This is a genomic window from Paracoccus sp. (in: a-proteobacteria) (assembly GCF_047605025.1).
Lineage (GTDB): Bacteria > Pseudomonadota > Alphaproteobacteria > Rhodobacterales > Rhodobacteraceae > Paracoccus.
The window spans coordinates 14,854-35,870 of the sequence record NZ_JASGGO010000021.1 but is presented as its reverse complement, the minus strand read 5'-3'; the positions used below and the strand labels follow the sequence as shown (position 1 = coordinate 35,870).

14 protein-coding genes and 1 pseudogene are annotated in these 21,017 nt (G+C 65.4%); 6 read left to right on the top strand and 9 right to left on the bottom strand.

The genetic code is table 11. The features are described from left to right. Window positions 1–106: 106 nt before the first annotated feature. Window positions 107–1,084: a LacI family DNA-binding transcriptional regulator gene (locus QM682_RS12700; RefSeq protein ID WP_415130291.1), complete on the bottom strand. Its 978-nt coding sequence runs from the start codon at window positions 1,082–1,084 to the stop codon at window positions 107–109. Window positions 1,085–1,286: 202 nt separating this feature from the next. Here QM682_RS12700 and ptsP point away from each other — a divergent pair, with 202 nt between their 5' ends. The 3 genes from ptsP (at window position 1,287) to QM682_RS12685 (ending at window position 6,562) form a co-directional block, all read left to right on the top strand. Next, on the top strand, window positions 1,287–3,794 hold the full coding sequence (ptsP, locus tag QM682_RS12695) for a phosphoenolpyruvate--protein phosphotransferase (protein WP_415130289.1): 2,508 nt from the start codon (window positions 1,287–1,289) through the stop codon (window positions 3,792–3,794). Beyond that, the gene (pfkB, locus tag QM682_RS12690; protein WP_415130287.1) at window positions 3,791–4,750 is read left to right on the top strand and encodes a 1-phosphofructokinase; all 960 of its coding nucleotides are present in this window, start codon (window positions 3,791–3,793) and stop codon (window positions 4,748–4,750) included. The genes ptsP and pfkB overlap by 4 nt, the downstream gene beginning before the upstream one ends. 72 nt (window positions 4,751–4,822) lie before the next feature. After that, window positions 4,823–6,562: a fructose-specific PTS transporter subunit EIIC gene (locus QM682_RS12685; protein WP_415130285.1), complete on the top strand. Its 1,740-nt coding sequence runs from the start codon at window positions 4,823–4,825 to the stop codon at window positions 6,560–6,562. Window positions 6,563–6,692: 130 nt separating this feature from the next. On the opposite strand, the gene QM682_RS12680 is transcribed toward QM682_RS12685, so the two are convergent. Beyond that, complete coding sequence (locus QM682_RS12680; protein WP_415130283.1) at window positions 6,693–8,066, bottom strand: dicarboxylate/amino acid:cation symporter; 1,374 nt, start codon at window positions 8,064–8,066, stop codon at window positions 6,693–6,695. A 200-nt stretch (window positions 8,067–8,266) separates the two neighbouring features. Here QM682_RS12680 and QM682_RS12675 point away from each other — a divergent pair, with 200 nt between their 5' ends. The 3 genes from QM682_RS12675 (at window position 8,267) to QM682_RS12665 (ending at window position 13,827) form a co-directional block, all read left to right on the top strand. Then, window positions 8,267–9,973 carry a sensor histidine kinase gene (locus tag QM682_RS12675; RefSeq protein WP_415130281.1) on the top strand — a complete coding sequence of 569 codons (1,707 nt, stop codon included), beginning with the start codon at window positions 8,267–8,269 and terminating at the stop codon, window positions 9,971–9,973. After that, window positions 9,970–11,313: a sigma-54-dependent transcriptional regulator gene (locus QM682_RS12670; RefSeq protein ID WP_415130279.1), complete on the top strand. Its 1,344-nt coding sequence runs from the start codon at window positions 9,970–9,972 to the stop codon at window positions 11,311–11,313. The genes QM682_RS12675 and QM682_RS12670 overlap by 4 nt, the downstream gene beginning before the upstream one ends. 186 nt (window positions 11,314–11,499) lie before the next feature. After that, the gene (locus QM682_RS12665; protein WP_415130277.1) at window positions 11,500–13,827 is read left to right on the top strand and encodes a Tex family protein; all 2,328 of its coding nucleotides are present in this window, start codon (window positions 11,500–11,502) and stop codon (window positions 13,825–13,827) included. Between the two features lie 352 nt (window positions 13,828–14,179). Here the strand turns inward: QM682_RS12665 and QM682_RS12660 are convergent, their stop codons facing one another. The 7 genes and pseudogenes from QM682_RS12660 to nrdI all read right to left on the bottom strand — a co-directional run bounded on the left by QM682_RS12660 (window position 14,180) and on the right by nrdI (window position 21,014). After that, the gene (locus QM682_RS12660) at window positions 14,180–15,160 is read right to left on the bottom strand and encodes a M23 family metallopeptidase (protein WP_415130275.1); all 981 of its coding nucleotides are present in this window, start codon (window positions 15,158–15,160) and stop codon (window positions 14,180–14,182) included. 364 nt (window positions 15,161–15,524) lie between these two features. Further along, window positions 15,525–15,725 (bottom strand): annotated as a pseudogene (locus QM682_RS12655) (IS5/IS1182 family transposase); the annotation flags it as partial. A 161-nt stretch (window positions 15,726–15,886) separates the two neighbouring features. Further along, window positions 15,887–16,723, bottom strand: coding sequence for a pyridoxal kinase (pdxY, locus tag QM682_RS12650; protein ID WP_415130273.1), 837 nt, complete (start codon window positions 16,721–16,723; stop codon window positions 15,887–15,889). Next, window positions 16,720–17,400 carry an MOSC domain-containing protein gene (locus tag QM682_RS12645; protein ID WP_415130271.1) on the bottom strand — a complete coding sequence of 227 codons (681 nt, stop codon included), beginning with the start codon at window positions 17,398–17,400 and terminating at the stop codon, window positions 16,720–16,722. The genes pdxY and QM682_RS12645 overlap by 4 nt, the downstream gene beginning before the upstream one ends. Before the next feature lie 51 nt (window positions 17,401–17,451). Continuing rightward, window positions 17,452–18,423: a class 1b ribonucleoside-diphosphate reductase subunit beta gene (gene nrdF / locus QM682_RS12640; protein WP_415130269.1), complete on the bottom strand. Its 972-nt coding sequence runs from the start codon at window positions 18,421–18,423 to the stop codon at window positions 17,452–17,454. 66 nt (window positions 18,424–18,489) lie between these two features. Beyond that, complete coding sequence (nrdE, locus tag QM682_RS12635) at window positions 18,490–20,616, bottom strand: class 1b ribonucleoside-diphosphate reductase subunit alpha (protein ID WP_415130267.1); 2,127 nt, start codon at window positions 20,614–20,616, stop codon at window positions 18,490–18,492. Continuing rightward, window positions 20,598–21,014 carry a class Ib ribonucleoside-diphosphate reductase assembly flavoprotein NrdI gene (gene nrdI, locus QM682_RS12630; RefSeq protein WP_415130265.1) on the bottom strand — a complete coding sequence of 139 codons (417 nt, stop codon included), beginning with the start codon at window positions 21,012–21,014 and terminating at the stop codon, window positions 20,598–20,600. The genes nrdE and nrdI overlap by 19 nt, the downstream gene beginning before the upstream one ends. Window positions 21,015–21,017: the final 3 nt, after the last annotated feature.

Below are 21,017 nucleotides of genomic sequence, written 5' to 3'. Positions count from 1 at the left end.
CGCGCGGCGACCGCCTGATCTCCGGCCTGGAGTTCCTGTCTTCGCGCGATGCCTGTCGCCATATCCGCGGGCCCGGTTGTCTTTCATGCCCAGTATCGTGGTGGGTTCAGGCCGGGAAGGTAGAGCCGCGCGGCACCAGTTCACCCGACAGCATCACCGTGCGGAAGGGTTGCTCCACGCGCGAGATGCGGGATTGCAGCATCAGCATCGCCTCGCGCCCGAAGGCGTCCACGGGCTGGCGGATCACGGTGATGCCAGGATCGACCAGCGCGGTCCAAGGCTCGTCATCAAAGCCGGCCAGCGCAAGATCGCGGGGCACGGACAGCCCTTGCATGCGGGCGACATGCAGGGCGGCGCCCACGAAAAGGCCGTTCGACAGGATCAATGCCTGGGGGTGATGTCGCGCGATCAGCGCCGCGATCGCGGCGCGGCCGGCCTCGGGACTGGGGAGCGCGTTCAGGGCCAGCGGATCAAGGCCGTGGTCCCGCATCCGGGCCTGGAACGCCTCTTGCCGCTCGATCCCCGTGGCCGATGTCGCGCCGAAAAGGCCCGCGATGCGCTGGCGCCCGGTGGCGACCAGGTGATCGACCAATTGCGTGGTCGCGCCGCGATTGTCCAACACCACCGCATCGCGCCCCCCGCCGGGCAGGTTGCGGTCCACCAGCACCACCGGCACCCGGAAATCGGCCAGGGCGGCGGGGTTGAGCGTGCGCGTGGGGGCCAGGATCAAGCCGGCCACGCGTTCCTCGGCCATAAGCTCCAGATACATCGCCTCGCGCGCGGGGTCTTCGTCGGTATTGCACAGAAAGACCCGCATGCCGGCGCGATACGCCTCATCCTCGACCGCGCGGGAAAGCTGGGTGAAGAACGGGTTGCGGATGTCGGCCACCACCAGCCCCACCGTCATCGACTGCTGCGAGCGCAGTTGCCGCGCGGCCAGGTTCGGCCGGTAGCCGATCGCGGCCACCGCGGCCTCGACCTTGCGGCGAACTTCCGCGCTGACGGGGCCTTTGCCCAGGGCGCGCGAAACCGTCGAGGGGGCCACCCCCGCCGCGCGTGCCACATCCTTGATGCCGACGCTCATTTTTTATGGAAACGTTGCTACCCCTGCCTGACGCCGACCATCACCGATCTGTTCCCGCATTGCAAGGATTTCAGCAGAATCGGCGTAAAAACAGGCTTCACCGCGCAAAAAACAAGTGGAAACGTTTCCACATTTACGTTACGAATCGTAAATCTTAGGAGATTGGGAGGAGCCAGTGTCCCCTACTGAAGAAGCGGGTATCTTGCCGCGTGAACTCGTTTGCCTGAAGGCCACGGTCTCGGGCAAGTCCGATGCCATCGCTCAGGCGGCGGCGCTTCTGGTCGCCAACGGCTGTGTCAGGCCCGGATTCGAGACCAGCATGAACAAGCGCGAGGCGGCCTCGAACACCTATCTGGGCAAGGGCATCGCCATTCCCCACGGCATGGTCGAGGATCGCGACCTGATCCTGCGTGACGGCATCGCCGTCTTGCAGGTGCGCGACGGCGTGGAATGGAACGAGGGCCAGCACGCCAATCTGGTCGTGGCCATCGCCGCGCGCTCGGACGCGCATATCGGCATCCTGCGCCGCCTGACCCGGCTGATGCAGGATGAGCCGCGCATCGCCGCGCTGTCGGTCACCGACGATCCGGCCGTGGTCATCGCGGCCCTTTCGGGCGAACCGGCCGAGGCCGCCCAGGCCGCCGAGCCGGTGGGTGATTTCGCGCAGAAATTCGACTGGACCTGCGATTATCCGAACGGTCTGCACGCCCGTCCCGCGACCGAATGGGCCGAGACCGCGCGCCGCTTCGCCGCCCGCATCCGCGTCCGCAACGGTGCCGAGACGGCCGATGCGCGCAACATGATCTCGCTTCTGCAACTGGGCCTGAAGGCGGGCGAGACGATTGCGATCTCGGCCGAGGGCGCCGATGCCGCGGATGCGCTGTCCACCTTGCGCGTCGTCGTGACCGGGCTGAGCGCGCGCGAGAAGGCCGAGGCGAGGAAGGCCGAGGAAAAGCGCAATGCCGCCGCTTTGGCCGGTGGCTGGATCGCCCCCGAGGGCGCCGATGTGGTCGAGGGGGTCGCGGCCTCGCCCGGCCTTGCCATCGGACAGTTGCATCACCTGGAAGCCGGGCCGGTGGTGGTGGCGGATCAGCCGATCGAACTGTCCGTCGCCGCCGACCGGCTGCATGACGCACTGGGCCGCGCGCGCGAACAGCTTGCCGCGCTGGCCGACGATACCGCGCGCCGCCTTGGCGAATCCGACAGCGCCATCTTCCATGCCCAGGCGGAACTGCTGAACGATCCGCAACTGGTGACGGTTGCCTCGCAGAAGCTGGTCGAAGGGCACGGCCTGGCCTGGTCCTGGCATCAGGCGGTGCAGGAAACGGCGCAGGCGCTGCTGAATGTGGGCAATGCCGTGCTGGCGGGCCGCGCGGTGGATCTGCGCGACGTGGGCAACCGCGTGCTGGCGCTGATCGATCCCAGCCTGGCGAAACCGGCTCCGGCCGAAGTGCCGCAGGGCGCGATCCTGATCGCCGACGACCTGACCCCGACCGACACCGCCACCATGGATGCCGAGCGGGTCGCGGGCCTGGTGACGGCGCAGGGCGGGCCGACCTCGCACACGGCGATCCTGGCGCGCACGCTGGGCCTGCCCGCCGTGGTCGGTGCCGGCGCGGCCCTGTCGCGGCTGGTCGATGGCGCGCCCGCGATCATCGACGGCAATGGCGGGCGGCTTTACCTGAACCCGTCCGAGGCCGACCTTGCCTCGGCCCGCGCCTGGATCGCGGATGAGGAAACCAAGCGCGCCCGCGCCGCCGAGGCCCGCGCGCTGCCCGCCCGCACCCGCGACGGGCACGAGGTGCAGATCGGCGCCAATATCAACCTGGCCGAACAGGCTGCCTTCGCGCTTGAGCAGGGTGCCGAGGGCGTCGGCCTGATGCGCACCGAATTCCTGTTCCTGGAGCGCGGCGACAGCCCGACCGAAGAGGACCAGTATCGCGCCTATTCCGCCATGGCCCGCGCCATGGGCGACCGGCCTTTGGTCATCCGCGCGCTGGACATCGGCGGCGACAAGCAGGTAAGCTATCTTGACCTCCCGCGCGAGGAGAACCCGTTCCTGGGCGTGCGCGGCGCGCGGCTGCTGCTGCGCCGCCCCGAACTGCTGGTGCCGCAGGTCCGGGCGCTTTACCGTGCCGCCAGGGACGGGGCGCGGATCCAGGTCATGTTCCCGATGATCACCTCGGTCGCCGAGGTTCTGGCGCTGCGCGAGACCTGCGAGCAGATCCGCGCCGATCTGGACGCGCCGCAGGTGCCCTTGGGGATCATGATCGAGGTGCCCTCGGCCGCGCTTCTGGCGGATCAGTTGGCGAAACACGCGGATTTCTTCTCGGTCGGGACGAACGACCTGACGCAATATGTGCTGGCCATCGACCGGCAGAACCCGGTTCTGGCGCCCGAGGCCGACAGCCTGCACCCGGCGGTGCTGAAGCTGATCGACCTGACGGTGAAGGGCGCCCATGCGCATGGCCGCTGGGTCGGGGTCTGCGGCGGGCTTGCGGGCGATGCCTTCGGCGCCACGCTGCTGACCGGGCTGGGGGTCGACGAATTGTCGATGACCCCGCGCGACATCCCGGCGGTCAAGGAGCGTATCCGCAACTCGGATCAGGCGGTGCTGAAGCTGCTGGCGAGCCGCGCGCTTGACGCAGCCGATGCCGCCTCGGTCCGCGCCCTGGCCGCCGAGCCGGCAACGCGCGAGGCCGCGGCATGATGATCCGCACCGTCGCGCTGAACCCGGCCATCGACCAGACGGTGACCGTGCCCCGCCTTGAGCCGGGCGAGGTGGTCCGCGCCAGCGCCACCCGGCAGGATCCGGGCGGCAAGGCGGTCAACGTCGCCTCATGCCTGGCCGACTGGGGCATGAGGGTGGTGATCACCGGCCTTCTGGGCCGCGACAATGCGGCGAGCTTCGAGCAGCTTTTCGCCGCCAAGGGCATCGCCGACCGCATGATCCGCGTCGAGGGCGCGACCCGCACCAATATCAAGATTCTGGAGCAGGGCGGGCGCACCACGGATGTGAACCTGCCCGGCTTCCAGGCCGGGGCCGCGGACACCAAGGCGGTGTTCAACCAGCTTGATCAGGTGGCGGCGGGGGATCTGGTCGTGGTCTCGGGCAGCCAGCCCTCGGGCCTGCCAGAAGATACGACCGCCCGGCTGGTGGCCGATCTGGCGGGGCGGGGCGCGCGGGTGGTGATGGATGTCTCGGGCGATCCGCTGACCCGTGCGATCGCGGCGCCCAGGGCCGAGCTTCCTTTCGCGATCAAGCCCAACCGGCACGAGCTTGAGGCCCTGCTGGGCCGTGCCCTGGACGATCCGGCGGATCTGCTGGCGGCGGCGCAGAACCTGGTCGCGCGGGGGATAAGCCTGGTCGTGGTCTCGATGGGGGCCGAGGGGGCGCTGTTCGTCACCGCCGATCAAAGCCTGGTCGCGCGCCCGGTGGCGCTGGCCACGGGCAGTTCGGTCGGCGCGGGCGATGCCATGGTCGCCGGGCTGACGGCGGCGCTGGCCGAGGGGCTGGACCTGCCGGGTCTGGCGCGTCAGGCGACCGCCTTCGCGGGCGCCAAGCTGCGCAACCCCGGCCCGCACCTGCCGCCCATGGCCGAGGTCCGGGCGCTGGCCGCCCAGGTCGCGACTACGCCGGCGGCGGCGGCTTTCGCGGCCGGATAAGGAACGGATCGGCCCGCGCCCGCGCGGGTCCAAGGGAATGTCGCGGCGCATGCGCCCGCACAGGAGGACATCATGCAACAGATCATTGCCGTCGTCGGCGCCGGGGATCTTGGCACCCACGCGGTTCTGGCGCGAGAGGCGCTGAAAAAGGCAGCAAAGTCCATCGGCAAGGCCATCACGGTCGAGTTGCGGACTTCGGACGGGGTGCTGGATCCGCTGGACCCGGCGGCGGTCGAAAAGGCCGATGCCGTGCTGCTGGTGGGCGAGATCGCCGAGGAGCCGCGCTTCGCGGGCCTGGCCAAGATCAAGGCGAGCATCGCCGAGGTGCTGGACAATGCCGGCGCCGTGCTGGGCCGCGAGCCGGGCGCCGCAAGCGGGGCCGCGGCCCAGGCGGGCGCCGCCTCGGGCGTGCTGAGGATCGTCGCGATCACCTCGTGCCCGACCGGGATCGCCCATACCTTCATGGCCGCCGAGGGGCTGGCCGAGGGCGCGAAATCCCTGGGCCATCAGATCCGGGTCGAGACGCAGGGCTCGGTCGGTTCGCAGGACCCGCTGACCCCCGAGGAGATCGCCGCCGCCGATCTGGTGATCATCGCCGCCGACCGCCAGGTCGAACTGTCGCGCTTTGCCGGCAAGCGGGTTTATCAGGGACCGACCAAGCCCGCGATCAACAATGGCGCGGCGCTGATCGGCAAGGCGCTGGCCGAGGCCACGGTCCAGGCCGGGGGCGCCGCCGCCGCGCAAGGCTCTGCCGCGACGCCCGCGCACAAGACGGGCGTTTACAAGCACCTGATGACGGGCGTGTCCTTCATGCTGCCCTTCGTCGTCGCGGGCGGTCTTCTGATCGCGCTCGCCTTCGCGTTGGGCGGGATCTATGTCTATGAGGACCAATATGCCGGGACGCTGGGCTATACCCTGTTCCAGATCGGCTCCAAGGGCGCGATGACCCTGATGGTGCCGGCGCTGGCCGGTTATATCGCCTATTCCATCGCCGACAGGCCCGGCATCGCGCCGGGCATGACCGGGGGCGTCATCGCCGGGACCATCGGCGCGGGCTTTCTGGGCGGCATCCTTGCGGGGTTCATCGCGGGCTATTCGATCATGCTGCTGAACCGCGTGATCAAGATGCCGCGCACGCTTCAGGGGCTGATGCCGGTCCTGATCCTGCCGCTGCTGGGCACCGCGATCACCGGGCTTTTGATGTTCTATGTCGTGGGCGCGCCGACGGCCAAGGTGCTGGCCGGGCTGACCGCCTGGCTGCAAGGGATGCAAGGCAGCTCGGCCGCGATCCTGGGCCTGATCCTGGGCGGGATGATGGCCGTGGACATGGGCGGGCCTATCAACAAGGCGGCCTATGTCTTTGGCACCACGCTGATCGCCTCGAACGTGACCGAGCCGATGGCGGCGGTGATGTGCGCGGGCATGACGCCGCCGCTGGCGCTGGCCATCGCCTCGAAGCTGCTGCCGTCGCGCTTCACCCCGGAAGAGCAGGAGGCCGGCAATGCCGCTTTCGTGCTGGGCCTGGCCTTCGTGACCGAGGGGGCGATCCCCTTTGCCGCCCGCGATCCGCTGCGCGTGATCCCGACCCTGATCGCCGGTTCGGCGGTGGCCGGCGCGATCTGCATGATGCTGGGCGTGCAGTTGAAGGTGCCGCATGGCGGGGTGTTCGTGCTGCCGATCCCGAATGCGGTGGTGAACCTGCCCGGCTTCGCCATCGCCCTGGCGGCGGGCACGGCGGTCTCGATCCTGGCGCTGGCGCTGGTCAAGCGCCCGATCCAGGCCCCCGAGGCGGCGGCCGGGCAAGCCGCCTGAGGCTGAAAACCGCGAACGAAGACAGAAACGCCCCCGGAGGATCTCCGGGGGCGTTTCCTTGTGTCGGACCTTGCGGATCGCGGCGCGCTTGGGCGATGCCTTGCCCTTCCGCGCCGGACAGTCGAAAGGATCAGTCGGGGCTTCTTTCGTTCAGTTGCAGCCCGGCGGGGGCGGCTTGCAGTTCGGGGGCGGGATACAGGTCGAAATCCTCATCCACCTCGCCGTTCAGGGCGCGCTCCAACTGCGCGCGGTCCAGCGCGCCTTCCCAGCGGCTGACCACGATGGTGGCGACCGCATTGCCGATGAAGTTGGTGATCGAGCGGCATTCCGACATGAAACGGTCCACGCCCAGGATCAGCGCCATGCCTGCGACCGGCACGGTCGGCACCACCGACAGGGTTGCCGCCAGGGTGATGAAGCCCGCGCCCGTCACGCCCGCCGCCCCTTTCGAGGACAGCATCGCCACCAGCAGCAGCAGCACCTGCTGTTGCAGCGACAGATCGATGTTCGTCGCCTGGGCGATGAACAGCGCCGCCAGCGTCATGTAGATGTTCGTTCCGTCCAGGTTGAACGAATAGCCGGTCGGCACGACCAGGCCCACGACCGAGCGTTTGCAGCCGGCCTTCTCCATCTTCTCGATCAGCGCGGGCAGCGCCGATTCCGAGGAGGAGGTGCCCAGCACCAGCAGGATCTCGGCCTTCAGATAGCGGATCAGCTTCAGGATCGAGAAGCCGTTCACCATGCAGACCGTGCCCAGGATCACGACGATGAACAGCGTGGCGGTCAGGTAGAAGGTGCCGACCAGCGTGGCCAGGTTCACCACCGAGGCGATGCCGTATTTGCCGATGGTGAAGGCGAAGGCCCCGAAAGCGCCGATGGGCGCGGCTTTCATCAGGATGTCCACGACGCGGAAGATGACGTGGCTGATCGCTTCGAAGATGGCGATGACGGGCTTGCCCTTGTCGCCGATCATGATCAGGCCGATGCCGAACAGGATGGCGACGAACAGGACTTGCAGGATATTGCCCTCGACGAAGGCCGAGGTCATCGTGGACGGGATGATGTCCATGACAAAGCCGGTCAGCGTCGATTCATGCGCCTTTTCGGCATAGGTGGCGATCTTGCTGGCATCCAGCGTGGCAGGGTCGATGTTCATGCCCGCGCCGGGGCGCACGACATTGGCGACGATCAGGCCGACGATCAGCGCCAGGGTCGAGAAGGTCAGGAAATAGGCGAAGGCTTTGCCCACGACCGCGCCGACGCCCTTCAGCGTGCCCATGCCGGCAAGGCCGGTCACGATGGTCAGAAAGATGACGGGCGCGATGATCATCTTGACCAGCTTGATGAAGCCGTCGCCAAGGGGTTTCAGGGCCTCGCCCGTCTGGGGAAAGAAATGCCCGATCAGCGCGCCCGCGGCAATGGCGCAAAGCACCTGGAAATAGAGGTGGCGATAGAAGGGGCGGGGGGTGTGATGGACCGGCTGCGCCGAGGTTTCAAATTTCATTGAGGTCTCCTCCAAACCTACGATCTCGTGATGTGCATGTTACGATGCGTGATCTGGCGGCCCAAAACCTGTGTGCATAGCAGCAATGCGCTGATTTCATGGAGGATTGGCTATCAGCAGCGGGCTGGAATGTGTGGTTTTCCGCACAGCCTTGCGCTAATGGTGTGGAAATTCGCACAAAAGCACATGGGAGTGCCGCCTTGCCTGACTCGCCCGTGCCCGATTCGCCGGGGCCTGATTTGCCGGGGATTGGTCCCCGTCCGGTCTGGCTGGTCCTGGCCGTGCTGGGCGCGCTGGCCATCCTGGCGGCCTGCTTCGTGCTGATGCTGCGATCCAGCCGGCACGATCTGGAGGTGGCGCAGCAGGGCGCGGCGCGTTCCCACGCCCAGGCGTTGGAAAGCGTGCTGTCACGGCAGCGGGCGGTGGCGACGGTGCTTTCGGACGATTCGCTGGTGCGCCGCGCGCTGGTCTCGCCCACCCCCGAGAACCGCAAGCTGGTCTCGATGAAGCTGGAGCGGCTGCGCGACCAGACCGACAGCGCGGTGATCTATCTGCTGGACCGGAGCGGCGTGGGCATCGCGGCTTCGAACTGGAACGAAACGCAAAGCTTCATCGGCCAGGATTACAGTTTCCGCGACTATTTCAGCCAGGCGCTGCTGCGGTCCGAGGCGACGCAATTCGCCCTGGGCACGGTCAGCGGCAGGCCGGGGCTGTATCTCTCGCATGATGTGACCCTGCCCGAACCCGAAGGACCGGAGACCGCGCGGGGGGTGATCGTCGTCAAGGTCGAATTCGATGCGCTGGAGGCGAGCTGGGGCGGCGATGGCGGCCTGACCTATGTGCAGGAGGGGTCGGGCCGGATCATCCTGTCCTCGCGCCCGGCGCTGCGCTTCGGCCAGCCGCCGCCGGCGCCCGGACAGATCCGGTCCAGCCTGCCGGTGCCGGGCATGGACTGGCGGCTGGCGGTTCTTTCCTCGGCGGCGCCGGCCTATTACGCGGCGGCGCTGGGGACGGGCACGGTGGGATTCGTGCTGCTGGGGCTGGCGGTGCTTGCGGGCTTTCGCCTGCGCGCCCGCGCCCGGATCGTGCGCGAGGCCGAGGCCGCCCGCCGCTATCGCGCCGATCTTGAGCGCGCGGTCGAGCAGCGCACCCGCGCCCTGTCCGACGAGATGCGCGAGCGCCGCGCGGCCGAGGCGCGGCTGGACCGGATGCAGGCCGATCTTGTGCAGGCCAACAAGCTGGCCGCCCTGGGCCAGATCACGGCGGGCGTCGCGCATGAGGTGAACCAGCCACTGGCGACGATCCGGCTTCTGGCCGAGAACGGCCAGACTTTGCTGGCGCAGGGCGAGATGGGCGATGTCGAGGGCAATCTGGGCGCCATCCGCCGCATGGCCGACCGCATCGCCCGCATCACCGAGCAATTGCGCGGCTTTGCCCGCAAGGCCACGGGCGAGGTGGCGCCGGTGCCTCTGGACCAGGCGATCCGCACGGCGGCCCTGCTGACCGAGAACCGCCGCGAGGCGCAGCGCGTGCGGCTGGACCTGCCGGAACTGGACCCCGCGCTTCGTGTCATGGCCGAGACGGTGCGGCTGGAACAGATCCTGGTCAACCTGCTTCAGAACGCGGAAGAGGCGCTGCGGCAGACGCCCGATGGCCGCATCGCCATCTCCGTCGCGCTTGACGGTCCGGTGGCGCGGATCACCGTGACGGATAACGGGCCTGGGCTTGATCCGGCGATCGCGGCGCAGCTTTTCACCCCCTTCGCCACCTCGAAGCCGCGCGGGCTGGGCCTGGGCCTTGTCATCTCGCAAGAAATCGCACGCGATTTCGGCGGCAGCCTGCATGCTGCGCCTCCGGTGCCGGGCCGGGGCGCAAGCTTCATCCTGGAACTGCCGAGGTGCGCATGAGCGAGCATCCCCGTCTTGTCCGTCTGGTCGATGATGACGAGGATCTGCTTTTCGCGCAGGGCCAGGCGCTGAAGCTGGCGGGCTTCACGGTCGAGCCCTTCGCCTCGGCCCAGGCGGCGCTTGCGGGGCTGGGCCGGTCCTGGCCCGGCGTGGTGCTGAGCGATGTGCGCATGCCCGGCATGGATGGGTTCGAATTCTTCGAAAGGCTGCACGCGCTGGACCCGGATCTGCCGGTGGTGCTGCTGACGGGCCATGGCGATGTGCAGATGGCGGTCGCGGCGCTGCGGCGCGGGGCCTATGACTTCCTGACCAAGCCCGTGGGCGCCGATGTGCTGGCCGCCTCGCTGAACCGCGCCTGCCAGTCCCGCGCGCTGGTCATGGATAACCGCGCCCTGCGCCAACACCAGCAAGAGACGTTGGCCGGCGAGACCCGGCTGATCGGGCAGAGCGCCTTCATGCAGCATCTGCGCGACAGCGTGGCCCGGCTGGCCGAGACGGGGGGCGACCTGCTGCTGACCGGCCCTTCCGGTTCCGGGAAAGAGACCGTGGCAAGGGCGATCCACCGCCAGGGGCCCCGCCGGGTGCGGGGATTCGTGCATGTCCCCTGCGCGACGCTGGACGAGGCGCGTTTCGACGCCGAGCTTCTGGGCAGCGAGGGCGCGGCCCGCCAGCCGCGCGGCGCGGGATGGCTGGAAAAGGCGCATCGCGGCACGCTCTACCTGGACGAGGTGGACAGCCTGCCCCCCGCCTTGCAGGCCCGCATCCTGACCCTGGTCGAGGCCGGGGAATACTTGCCCGCCGGCGCGTCCGCCCCGCGCCCACTGGATGTGCGCGTCATTGCCTCGACGCGGGACGACCCGCAGCGCGGGCTGCGCGATGGCGCGCTGCGGCCGGATCTTTACTACCGCTTGTCCGGCGTGGTCTTGGACCTGATCCCGCTGGCCGACCGCCGCGAGGACATCCCCGAACTGTTCCGCCATTTCCTGCTGGAAGCCAGCGACCGCCTTGGCCTGCCTGCGGCGGCCGTTACCCCGGCGGTCAAGGCGCGGCTCGAAGGCCATGACTGGCCGGGCAATCTGCGCGAACTGCGCCAATTCGCCGAGGGCCATGCCCGAGGTCTCTCGCCTTTCGACAGCCGAGACGAGGGCGGGCCGGGTCAAAGCCTGTCGGAACTGGTCCAGGAATACGAGGCCGGTCTCATCCGCGAGGCGCTGCGCCTGTCCGCCGGCAATGCCAGCCGCGCGATGGAGCGGCTGCAATTGCCGCGCAAGACCTTCTATGACAAGCTGACCCGCCACGGCATCCGGCCCGCCGATTTCCGCAGCGATGGCATGGCCTAGCCGCGTGCCGTCACGCCCCTGTCTGGAAAACGGTGAAAGGCACCGTGCGGTCCGTGCGGGCAGGCGCATGTCTTCTTCGTTTCATAAATACCCAAGCGGCGGTGGCGGCCGGGACGGGCGGCGGAATGCCTTGGCCTTGGCCCTGCGGCGGGTTATCACCCCGGTCCTGGATCAAGGAGTTTCGTCATGGATGCCGCAGCCCGCATTTCCCGCCGGATCGCGACCGAGATCGGCGCCTCTGCCGCGCAGGTCGTCGCGGCGACCGGCCTTCTGGATGGCGGCGCGACGGTGCCCTTCGTCGCGCGCTATCGCAAGGAGGTGACGGGCGGGCTGGACGACACGCAACTGCGCAACCTGGCCGAGCGCCTGACCTATCTGCGCGAGCTTGAGACGCGGCGGACGGCGATCCTGGACTCGATCCGGGGTCAGGGGAAACTGACCGAGGACCTGGCCCGCGCCATCGCCGGGGCCGAGACCAAGGCGACGCTCGAAGACATCTACCTGCCTTTCAAGCCCAAGCGGCGCACCAAGGCAATGATCGCGCGGGAAAATGGCCTTGAAGCCCTGCTGCGCGCGATCCAGGCGGATCGGCAGGCCCAGCCCGAGATGCTGGCGTCGGGCTATCTGGGTCCGAATGTCGCCGATACGAAAGCCGCTTTGGACGGCGCGCGCGACATCCTGGTCGAGGAGCTATCCGAGAACGCGGCGCTGCTGGGGCGCCTGCGCGAGTTCATGCGGGCCGAGGCGGTCATCACCGCGAAGCTCGTCGAGGGCAAGGAGCAGGTCGGCGCCAAGTTCAGCGACTATTTCGACCAGCGCGAGAAATGGGCCGCCATTCCCGCCCATCGCGCCCTTGCGATCCTGCGCGGGGCCAAGGAAGAGGTGCTGACCGTCGAGATCGCCCCCGAAACTGCGACGGGCGAAACTGCGACGGGCGCATCCGAGGCCGGCGCCGCGCGGGCCGAGGGCATCGTCGCCTCGGCCCTGGGACGGTTGGGCGAAGGGCCGGGCGATCGCTGGTTGCGCAAGGTCGCGGGCTGGTGCTGGCGCGTGCGGCTGTCGAATACGATGTATATCGACCTTCTGGCCGAGCTGCGCGCCCGCGCCCATGCCGAGGCGATCAGGGTCTTCGCCCGCAATCTCAAGGATCTGCTGCTGGCCTCGCCCGCGGGTGCGCGGCCGACGCTGGGTCTTGATCCGGGTATCCGCACGGGGGTGAAGCTGGCCGCCGTGGACGCGACCGGCAAGCTGGCCGAGACCGCGACGCTTTATCCCTTCCCGCCCAGATCCGACCTGCGCGGCGCCGAGGCTGCCTTGGCCGCCGCCATCCTGCGCCACAAGATCGAATTGATCGCCATCGGCAACGGCACCGCCAGCCGCGAGACCGAGCGCTTCGTCTCGGACGTGCTCAAGCGCCTGCCCGCCGGGACCAGGGCGCCGCTGAAGGTGATCGTCAGCGAGGCGGGGGCCTCGGTCTATTCGGCCTCCGAGCTGGCGGCGAAAGAGTTTCCCGACCTGGACGTGTCCCTGCGCGGCGCCGTTTCCATCGCGCGGCGCCTTCAGGACCCGCTGGCCGAACTGGTCAAGGTGCCGCCCGAGTCGATCGGGGTCGGGCAATATCAGCATGACGTGGATCAGCGGCAATTGGCCAAGGCCCTGGAGGCGGTGGTCGAGGATGCCGTGAACGGGGTGGGCGTCGATCTGAACACGGCCTCGGCGCCCTTGCTTGCCCATGTCGCGGGACTGGGACCGGCCTTGGCGCAAAACATCGTCGCGCATCGCGACGCCCAGGGCGCCTTTGCCTCAAGGGCGGCGCTGAAGAAGGTCGCTGGTCTGGGGCCGCGCGCCTTTGAGCAATGCGCGGGCTTTCTGCGCATCCGGGATGGCAAAGAGCCGCTGGATGCATCCTCGGTCCATCCCGAGGCGTATGGCGTGGCGCGCAAGATCGTCGCCGCCTGCGGCCGCGACATCCGCCAGATCATGGGCCGCCCCGAGGCGCTGAAGGGTATCCGCGCCGAAGCTTTCGTCGATGCGCATTTCGGCCTGCCCACGGTGCGCGACATCCTGGCCGAACTGGAAAAGCCCGGTCGCGATCCGCGCCCCAGCTTCGTCACCGCAAGCTTCGCCGAGGGTGTCGAGGATATCAAGGATCTGCGCCCTGGAATGCAATTGGAGGGCACTGTCACCAATGTCGCGGCCTTCGGGGCCTTCGTCGATATCGGCGTGCATCAGGACGGGCTGGTTCACATCAGCCAATTGGCCGACCGTTTCGTCAAGGACCCGAACGAGGTGGTGAAGGTCGGCGATGTGGTGAAGGTGCGGGTGACCGAGATCGACGTGGCGCGCAAGCGCATCGGCCTGACCATGCGCAAGGACGCGGGTGCCTCGGCCCGCGAAGCGGGTCACGAGGTCAAGCCGGCAATTCCCGCGCGCGGACCGAAGGTGGCCGCCCCCAAAGCGCAGGCACCGGGCACCTTGGGGGCGGCGTTGATGAATGCGCTGAAGAAAGGCTAGGGGCGCTGCCCCATGCCTGCCGATCCCGTGATGGGCGTTGCCTGATGCCGGGCTTGATGCGCGAAGACCCATGTGGTCCTTGCGCTTATCAGGAAGGTCGTGGGCCTTTGCGCAGGCGCAGGCGCAGGCGCAGGCGCAGGCGCAGGCGCGGTGCTCAGCGGTGAATGGTGATCGAGTGGACGCGGCGCTTGGGCGGAAGATGCCGCCGCAATCCGGTGATAGGGTCAGCGCGTCCCGCCGCGCGGCATTGCCTGAAATATGCCATCTTCCGACCCTGAGTGGATGAATGTCCCAGGCTTTCGGCATTGCTGGATCGCGACCCGCGCTTTCAACAGTATCCGGGACGAAGCGGTCACTCGGCGGGGCGGAGGGTCTGTCCCTTTCGCGGCTCTCCCCGGTCGATCAGGGTGCCGTTCGCTTGATAGTTCGTGAATTGTGCAGGCAAACCTTCGCCATGACCAAGTTTGGGACTGGTCTGCATGTGAAAATGCAGGTGCGGCTCGGTCGTATTGCCACTGTTGCCGCACTGACCGATCTGCTGTCCCAAGGTCACCGGGTCACCTTTTGCGACTTGGACACTATCCTGCCGCAGATGGGCGAGGAACCCGTATTCGCCATTCCCGAAATCGATCACTACATGATTTCCGGCTGGATTAGCCGTATCATTCAAACCGATGACTTGATCCGGCAACCCATCGATGGCCCGCATAACCACGCCGTCGGCCGGAGACAGGATCGGCTGCCCCCAACAATGATAGCTTTCGAGCGACTTGGGGTCTGCGATATGGCTTTTCCCATTCCGCAGGATCAGCAGGTCCAGAGCAAATCTTTGTCCCGCATCGACGGCATGGTAATTATCTTTGATATCGCGCCCACCCCAATAAACGAACCACTCGCCTTCAAAGGGCAGATGCAGTCTCGTCTTCGTTTGATAGTCCAGATATGAACTGGAAGCGGTCGCAGCCTGCGGTCTTATGAAGAAACCGGCGATCTGCTTTGCATCGTCAAAGGCGATGAGAAACTCTATCGGCGCGGTGCTTTCTGTCCAGCGCGAAATGCGCATATATATATCGTGGTCTGCCTTATCCTCTGTTCGTTCGGACAGGATGGTTTCCTCTGTGCCGAAATCGGTCAGCAGGTCATCTCTCATCAACTCCAGATGTTCGACTGATCCAAAGGCGCTCTGCATTTCCGATGTCGATCTTGACCAGATGGCCGCGACATCCCCGCCAAGAAACATCTCCACCGTTTGTCGCCCGATCAAGAGCGGATCTGCCTGCGCGGCGGCTGCGATCATCGTCTGGGATAGGACTGCCACGATCCAAAACTTCATCGTTCTTCCTGCGCCATTCCCGTGCAGTATCGGGGAAAGGACAAGTATCGGCAATTGGTTTTTATGCTCTCTTGAAAAGAACGTTGCCGTGACTTGTAATTCATTTGTCAGGATTATGTCCGAATAGCTCTTGGCATAGGGATGCCTTTATCGCGGACTGGCTGGATGACAGGATGGCATTGCCCTAATGATAACTCATCCCCAGAGTGTTCCGAAGATGCTTTCATACGCATTCTGGATGCGGAATTTCAAGTCTAAGCAGGGATACGGTAAAAGGTAAGATCTTCGGATCTTTATCGTGGCTGCTGATCGGACGCTCGAAGGGCGGGCTGAACTCGAACTCCATGTGCAGCTTGTCGATGCGATGCATCAGCCCGGCGATCAGACGCGGCGAAGTCGCCGGGCGGCCCGCCGCTGCGGGGAAGAACCCGGCCCATTCCCGCTTGAAAAATGCCCAGTCGATCAAGGCGCCAAGCTTTACCAACTCGTGGCGCGGATCGATCATGTCCACCAGCCTGCGGCGCAAAAGGTCGTCCTGTTCGGAGGCGCGGAAATGGGGCTTCACCGCCGACCGGAAATTGCAGGGTTGTCGCGTCCAGATGATGAAACCCTGCGATCCAACGTCAAAAAAAACAGATAGATCATCACATAGTATCAATTTATTCAGAGCCGACGAAAAAGGGCCGGTCACGCGTTGCCCAAAAATACATGGGTATGAAAACGGGCTTAAAGCGACAGAAGCGCCGCGCGGAAGTCAGGATCCGAAAGCACCACCTCTTTCGCCCTGAGCCGGGCGGCACAGGCCAAGGCGCGTGATGTCTGGATCTGGGCGAAGTCGATCGCCTGGGGCAGGGCGCGGCCGCGACCCAGGGCCGCCGTGATCAGGCCCAGGAAAAGATCGCCCGTTCCCGCCATCGAGACCGACAGGCGGGGCGTCGGGTGGCGCGAAATCCCCTGCGGTTCCAGCAGAACGCTTTCCAACATGCCGGGCGGCGTGTCCAGAAGCTGGCAGCCTGTGGCGATCAGCCGGGCGCCGTCAGCCAAGCGCAGATCGGCGAAGGCACGGGGCAGATCCTCGATCCGGGCAATCGGCCGGCCTGTCAGATAGGCGATCTCGAAAGGGTTGGGCGAGGCCAGATCCGCCTGTGGCAGAAGCTGCTCCTTAAGGATGCGCGCGATCGTTTCGGGGACATAAAGACCGGGGTTTTCATCACCCATCACCGGATCGCAATGATAGCGCAGGCCGGGATTTTCCGCCTTGGCACGGGCAATGAAATCCGCCGTCATCCGTGCGATCTCGACCGAGCCGATATAGCCGGTCACGATATAGCTCGCGCGCCGCGGCAGGGCGCGTTCCCACGCGCCTCGCAAAAGCTCGGCGAAGAAATCGGGCGGTATGGCCCGGCCGCGCAGCGTCGGATAATCGGGCGTGTTCGAAAAGACCACCGTGGGGATGGCCGCGACCTCAAGCCCCGCCGCCTGCATCGGAAAGACCGCCGCCGAATTGCCGACATGGCCCAGGACGACCTGGCTTTGAATGGAAATCACCAGGGGCGGGTTCATGGGCGACCCTCAAGGCGGGCGGTCCAATCCTCGACCCGGCCGGTTTCCAGGCGGCGGATGGCATAGTGGCGCCAGCCCTCGGCCAGCAGGTCCAGCGCGGCGATCCCCTGTAACTCCGCATGGTTCAGGCGGTCGACGTAAAGCGCCCGCCAAAGCCGGGCCAGAGTCCATTCGGGTGCAGGGCGGTCTAGCAGCGCAAGGCTGTCGCCGGGCGCGACGCGGCCGGGTTGCAGGACGCGGTAATACCAGCCGGTGCGGCCGGTTTCCTGGACGCGGCGTGCCATGCCGGGGACACCGAAGCGGCGCGAAAGCTTCCAACAGGGTTGCCGGCCCTGGCTGATCTGCACCAGAGCCGTGCCCAGGCGAAAGATGTCGCCGACCGCGACTCGATCCTCGGTCATGCCGGTGGTCGAGATATTTTCTCCGAAGGCGCCCGGTTCGGCCAAAAGGGGCAATGCGCCAAGCTCGGCGGCCCAGGCCGCGTAATGGTCGCGCGGATAGTGATGCACTGCCTTTTCGGGGCCGCCATGGACGCGCCGGTCGGCCTGATGGTCGCCGGCCAGCCCCTCGGCACCAAGGGCGAGCGTGCCAGACACGGGCACCTTGGCGATGCCGCTCAGCGTATCGCTGTCGGGCAGGGGGGCAAGGCCGCCCGTAAGAAGAAGGATCCCGGTCATGGCGCGCAGATTAGCGGATCGGCCCCGTGCGGCAAGACCCGCCGTGCCGGCTCAGAAATCCCAATCCTCGTCCTGCGTCGCGACCGCTTTCCCGATCACATAGCTGGAACCCGAGCCGGAGAAAAAGTCATGGTTCTCGCTGTCGGGCGACAGCGCGGCCATGATGGCGGGATTGACCTCGCAGGCCTGGGGCGGGAACAGTGCCTCATAGCCCAGGTTTTGCAGGGCTTTGTTGGCATTGTAATGCAGGAATGCCTTCACATCCTCGGTCAGGCCGATGCCATCATACAATTCGGCGGTATATTTCGCCTCGATGTCGTAAAGATCAAAGATCAGTGCGAAGGCAAAGTCCTTCAGCTCCTGCCGACGCTCGGCGCTTTCCCTTTCCAGCGCGCGCTGGAACTTATAGCCGATGTAATAGCCGTGGACGGCCTCGTCGCGGATGATCAGGCGGATAAGGTCGGCAGTATTGGTCAGCTTGGCACGGCTGGACCAATACATCGGCAAGTAAAATCCAGAATAGAACAGGAAGCTCTCAAGAAAAACGCTCGCCACCTTGCGCTTGAGTGGATCGGCCTCGGGGGCGTATTTCTCAAGCACCATGCGCGCTTTGGCTTGCAGATGCGGATTTTCCTCGGCCCAGCGGAAGGCTTCGTCCACTTCCTTGGTCAGGCAAAGTGTCGAGAATATCGAGGAATAGGATCGCGCATGCACCGCTTCCATGAAGGCGATATTCGAGAGCACGGCCTCTTCATGGGGGGTCTGCGCATCGGGCATCATCGAGGGTGCGCCGATAGTATTCTGAATCGTGTCCAGAAGAGTCAGCCCGGTAAAGACACGAATGGTCAATTCGCGCTCCTCGGGGCGCAATGTCGCCCAAGACGGCACGTCATTCGATAGCGGCACCTTTTCGGGCAACCAGAAATTCACCGTAAGCCGGTTCCAGACCTCCAGATCCTTCTCATCTTCAAGCCGGTTCCAGTTGATCGCCCGCTGAGGCGTATGCGGCACATGATCCTTCATCGCGAAGAACCCCTTTCTTCGTTTTTCAAATACCCTCGGGGGTGCGGGGGCGGAAAGCCCCCGCGATCACAGCGAGCAGCTCACGCAGCCCTGGACCTCGGTTCCTTCCAGCGCGGTCTGGCGCAGGCGGATATAATAAATCGTCTTGATGCCCTTTTTCCACGCATAGATCTGGGCACGGTTGATGTCGCGGGTCGTGGCCTCGGCCGGGAAGAACAATGTCAGGGAAAGGCCCTGGTCCACATGCTCGGTTGCGGCGGCATAGGTGTCGATGATCGCCTCGGGGCCGATTTCATAGGCATCACGATAATAATCCAGATTTTCGTTCGACATGAAGGCGGCGGGATAATAGACTCGGCCGATCTTGCCCTCCTTGCGGATCTCGATCTTGGCGACGATTGGATGGATCGAGCTGGTCGAATTGTTGATGTAGCTGATCGAGCCGGTCGGCGGCACCGCTTGCAAATTGCGATTATAAAGCCCATGCGCCATCACGTCGCGTTTCAACGCGGCCCAATCCTCGCGCGTGGGCAGGGCCTTGTCTTCGAAGACACGGGCGACATCTGGCAGGGTAGGCAGCCAGTCCGCTTCGGTATATTTGTCGAAGAAACTGCCATCGGCATATTTCGAAAGCTCGAAACCTTTGAAAACGCTTCCATGCTCTTGTGCCAACAGGTTCGAGGCGCGGATGGCGTGATAGGCTACGGCGGCGAAATAGACGCTGGTGAACTCAATGCCTTCGGGGCTGCCGTAATGGATGCGTTCGCGGGCAAGAAAACCATGCAGGTTCATCTGGCCTAGGCCCACGGCATGGGCCTCATCATTGCCGCGCCGGATCGAGGGCACGGAGTCGATGGCCGACATTTCCGACACGGCGGTCAGCGCGCGGATCGCGGCTTCGATCGTGACACCGAAATCAGGGCCGTCCATGGTTGCCGCGATATTCAATGAGCCGAGATTGCAGGAAATATCCGTGCCCAGATGCGAATAAGACAGGTCCTCGTCGAACTCGCTCGCCTCGTTGACTTGCAGGATCTCGCTGCACAGGTTCGACATGGTGATGCGGCCATGCACAGGATTGGCGCGGTTCACCGTATCCTCGAACATGATATAGGGATACCCGCTTTCGAACTGGATCTCGGCCAAGGTCTGGAAAAAGGCGCGGGCATTGATCTTTTTCTTCTTGATACGCTTGTCGTCCACCATTTCGGCATATTTCTCGGAGACCGAGATTTCCGAGAAGGGAACCCCATATACCTTTTCCACGTCATGCGGCGAAAACAGATACATGTCGGCATTTTTCTTGGCCAATTCGAAGGTCACATCGGGAATGACCACGCCCAGGGACAGCGTTTTGATGCGGATTTTTTCATCGGCATTCTCGCGCTTGGTGTCCAGGAAACGCAGAATGTCGGGGTGATGCGCGTTCAGATAGACCGCACCCGCGCCTTGCCGCGCCCCCAATTGGTTCGCATAGCTGAAACTGTCTTCAAGCAGTTTCATCACCGGGATCACGCCCGAGGACTGGTTTTCGATCCCCTTGATCGGCGCGCCCATCTCGCGCAGGTTGGTCAGCATCAAGGCCACGCCGCCGCCGCGCTTGCTCAGTTGCAGCGCCGAGTTGATGCTGCGGCCGATGGACTCCATGTTGTCCTCGATCCGCAGCAGGAAGCACGAGATCAATTCGCCGCGTGATTTCTTGCCTGCATTAAGAAAAGTCGGCGTCGCCGGCTGGAAGCGGCCCGAAAGGATCTCTTCCATGAAGCGCATCGCCAGCCCCTCATCCCCGCGCGCGAGCGCGAGCGAGACCATGACAACGCGATCCTCATATCGCTCCAGGAACCGCTGGCCGTCGCGGGTCTTCAGCGTATAGCTGGTGTAATATTTGAACGCACCCAGGAAGGTGGGGAAACGGAACTTGCGGGCATAGGCGGCATCCCAGATCGCGCGTTGGAAGTTCTTGGAGTATTGATCCAGAACCTCGGGTTCATAATAGCCTTCGTCGACCAGATAGCGCAGCTTCTCGTCCAGGTTATGGAAGAAGACGGTATTCTGGTTCACATGCTGAAGGAAATACTGGCGTGCGGCCATGCGATCCGCGTCGAAGCGGATCTTGCCGTCGCTGTCGTAAAGGTTCAGCATCGCATTCAGCGCGTGATAATCCAGATCAGCCTTTACGCCATGGTCAAGCATTCTGTCCCCCAAAACTGGTCCAGGCCCGACTGCACGCGGGCGATATCAAGTTCATCGCCCGCAAGCTCGAAGGAATAGAGCTGGGGCACATTGCATTTGGTTGCGATGACGCGACCCGAAAGGGCATAGGTCGCGCCGAAATTTCGGTTCCCTGAGGCGATGACGCCGCGGATCATGGCCCTGCGGTCGGGATCGTTCAGGAAATGGATCACCTGCTTGGGCACCGCGCCTCGTCCCTGTCCATCCGAATAGGTCGGGCAGATCAGGACAAAGGGGTGCTCGGGGCGGGGCATCGCCTCTTTGGGCGAGATCGGGATGCGGCTGGCAGGCCGACCAAGCCGCGTGACGAAGCGCGCGGTATTCCCCGATCCCGACGAAAAATAGACCAGCCCGCCCATCGC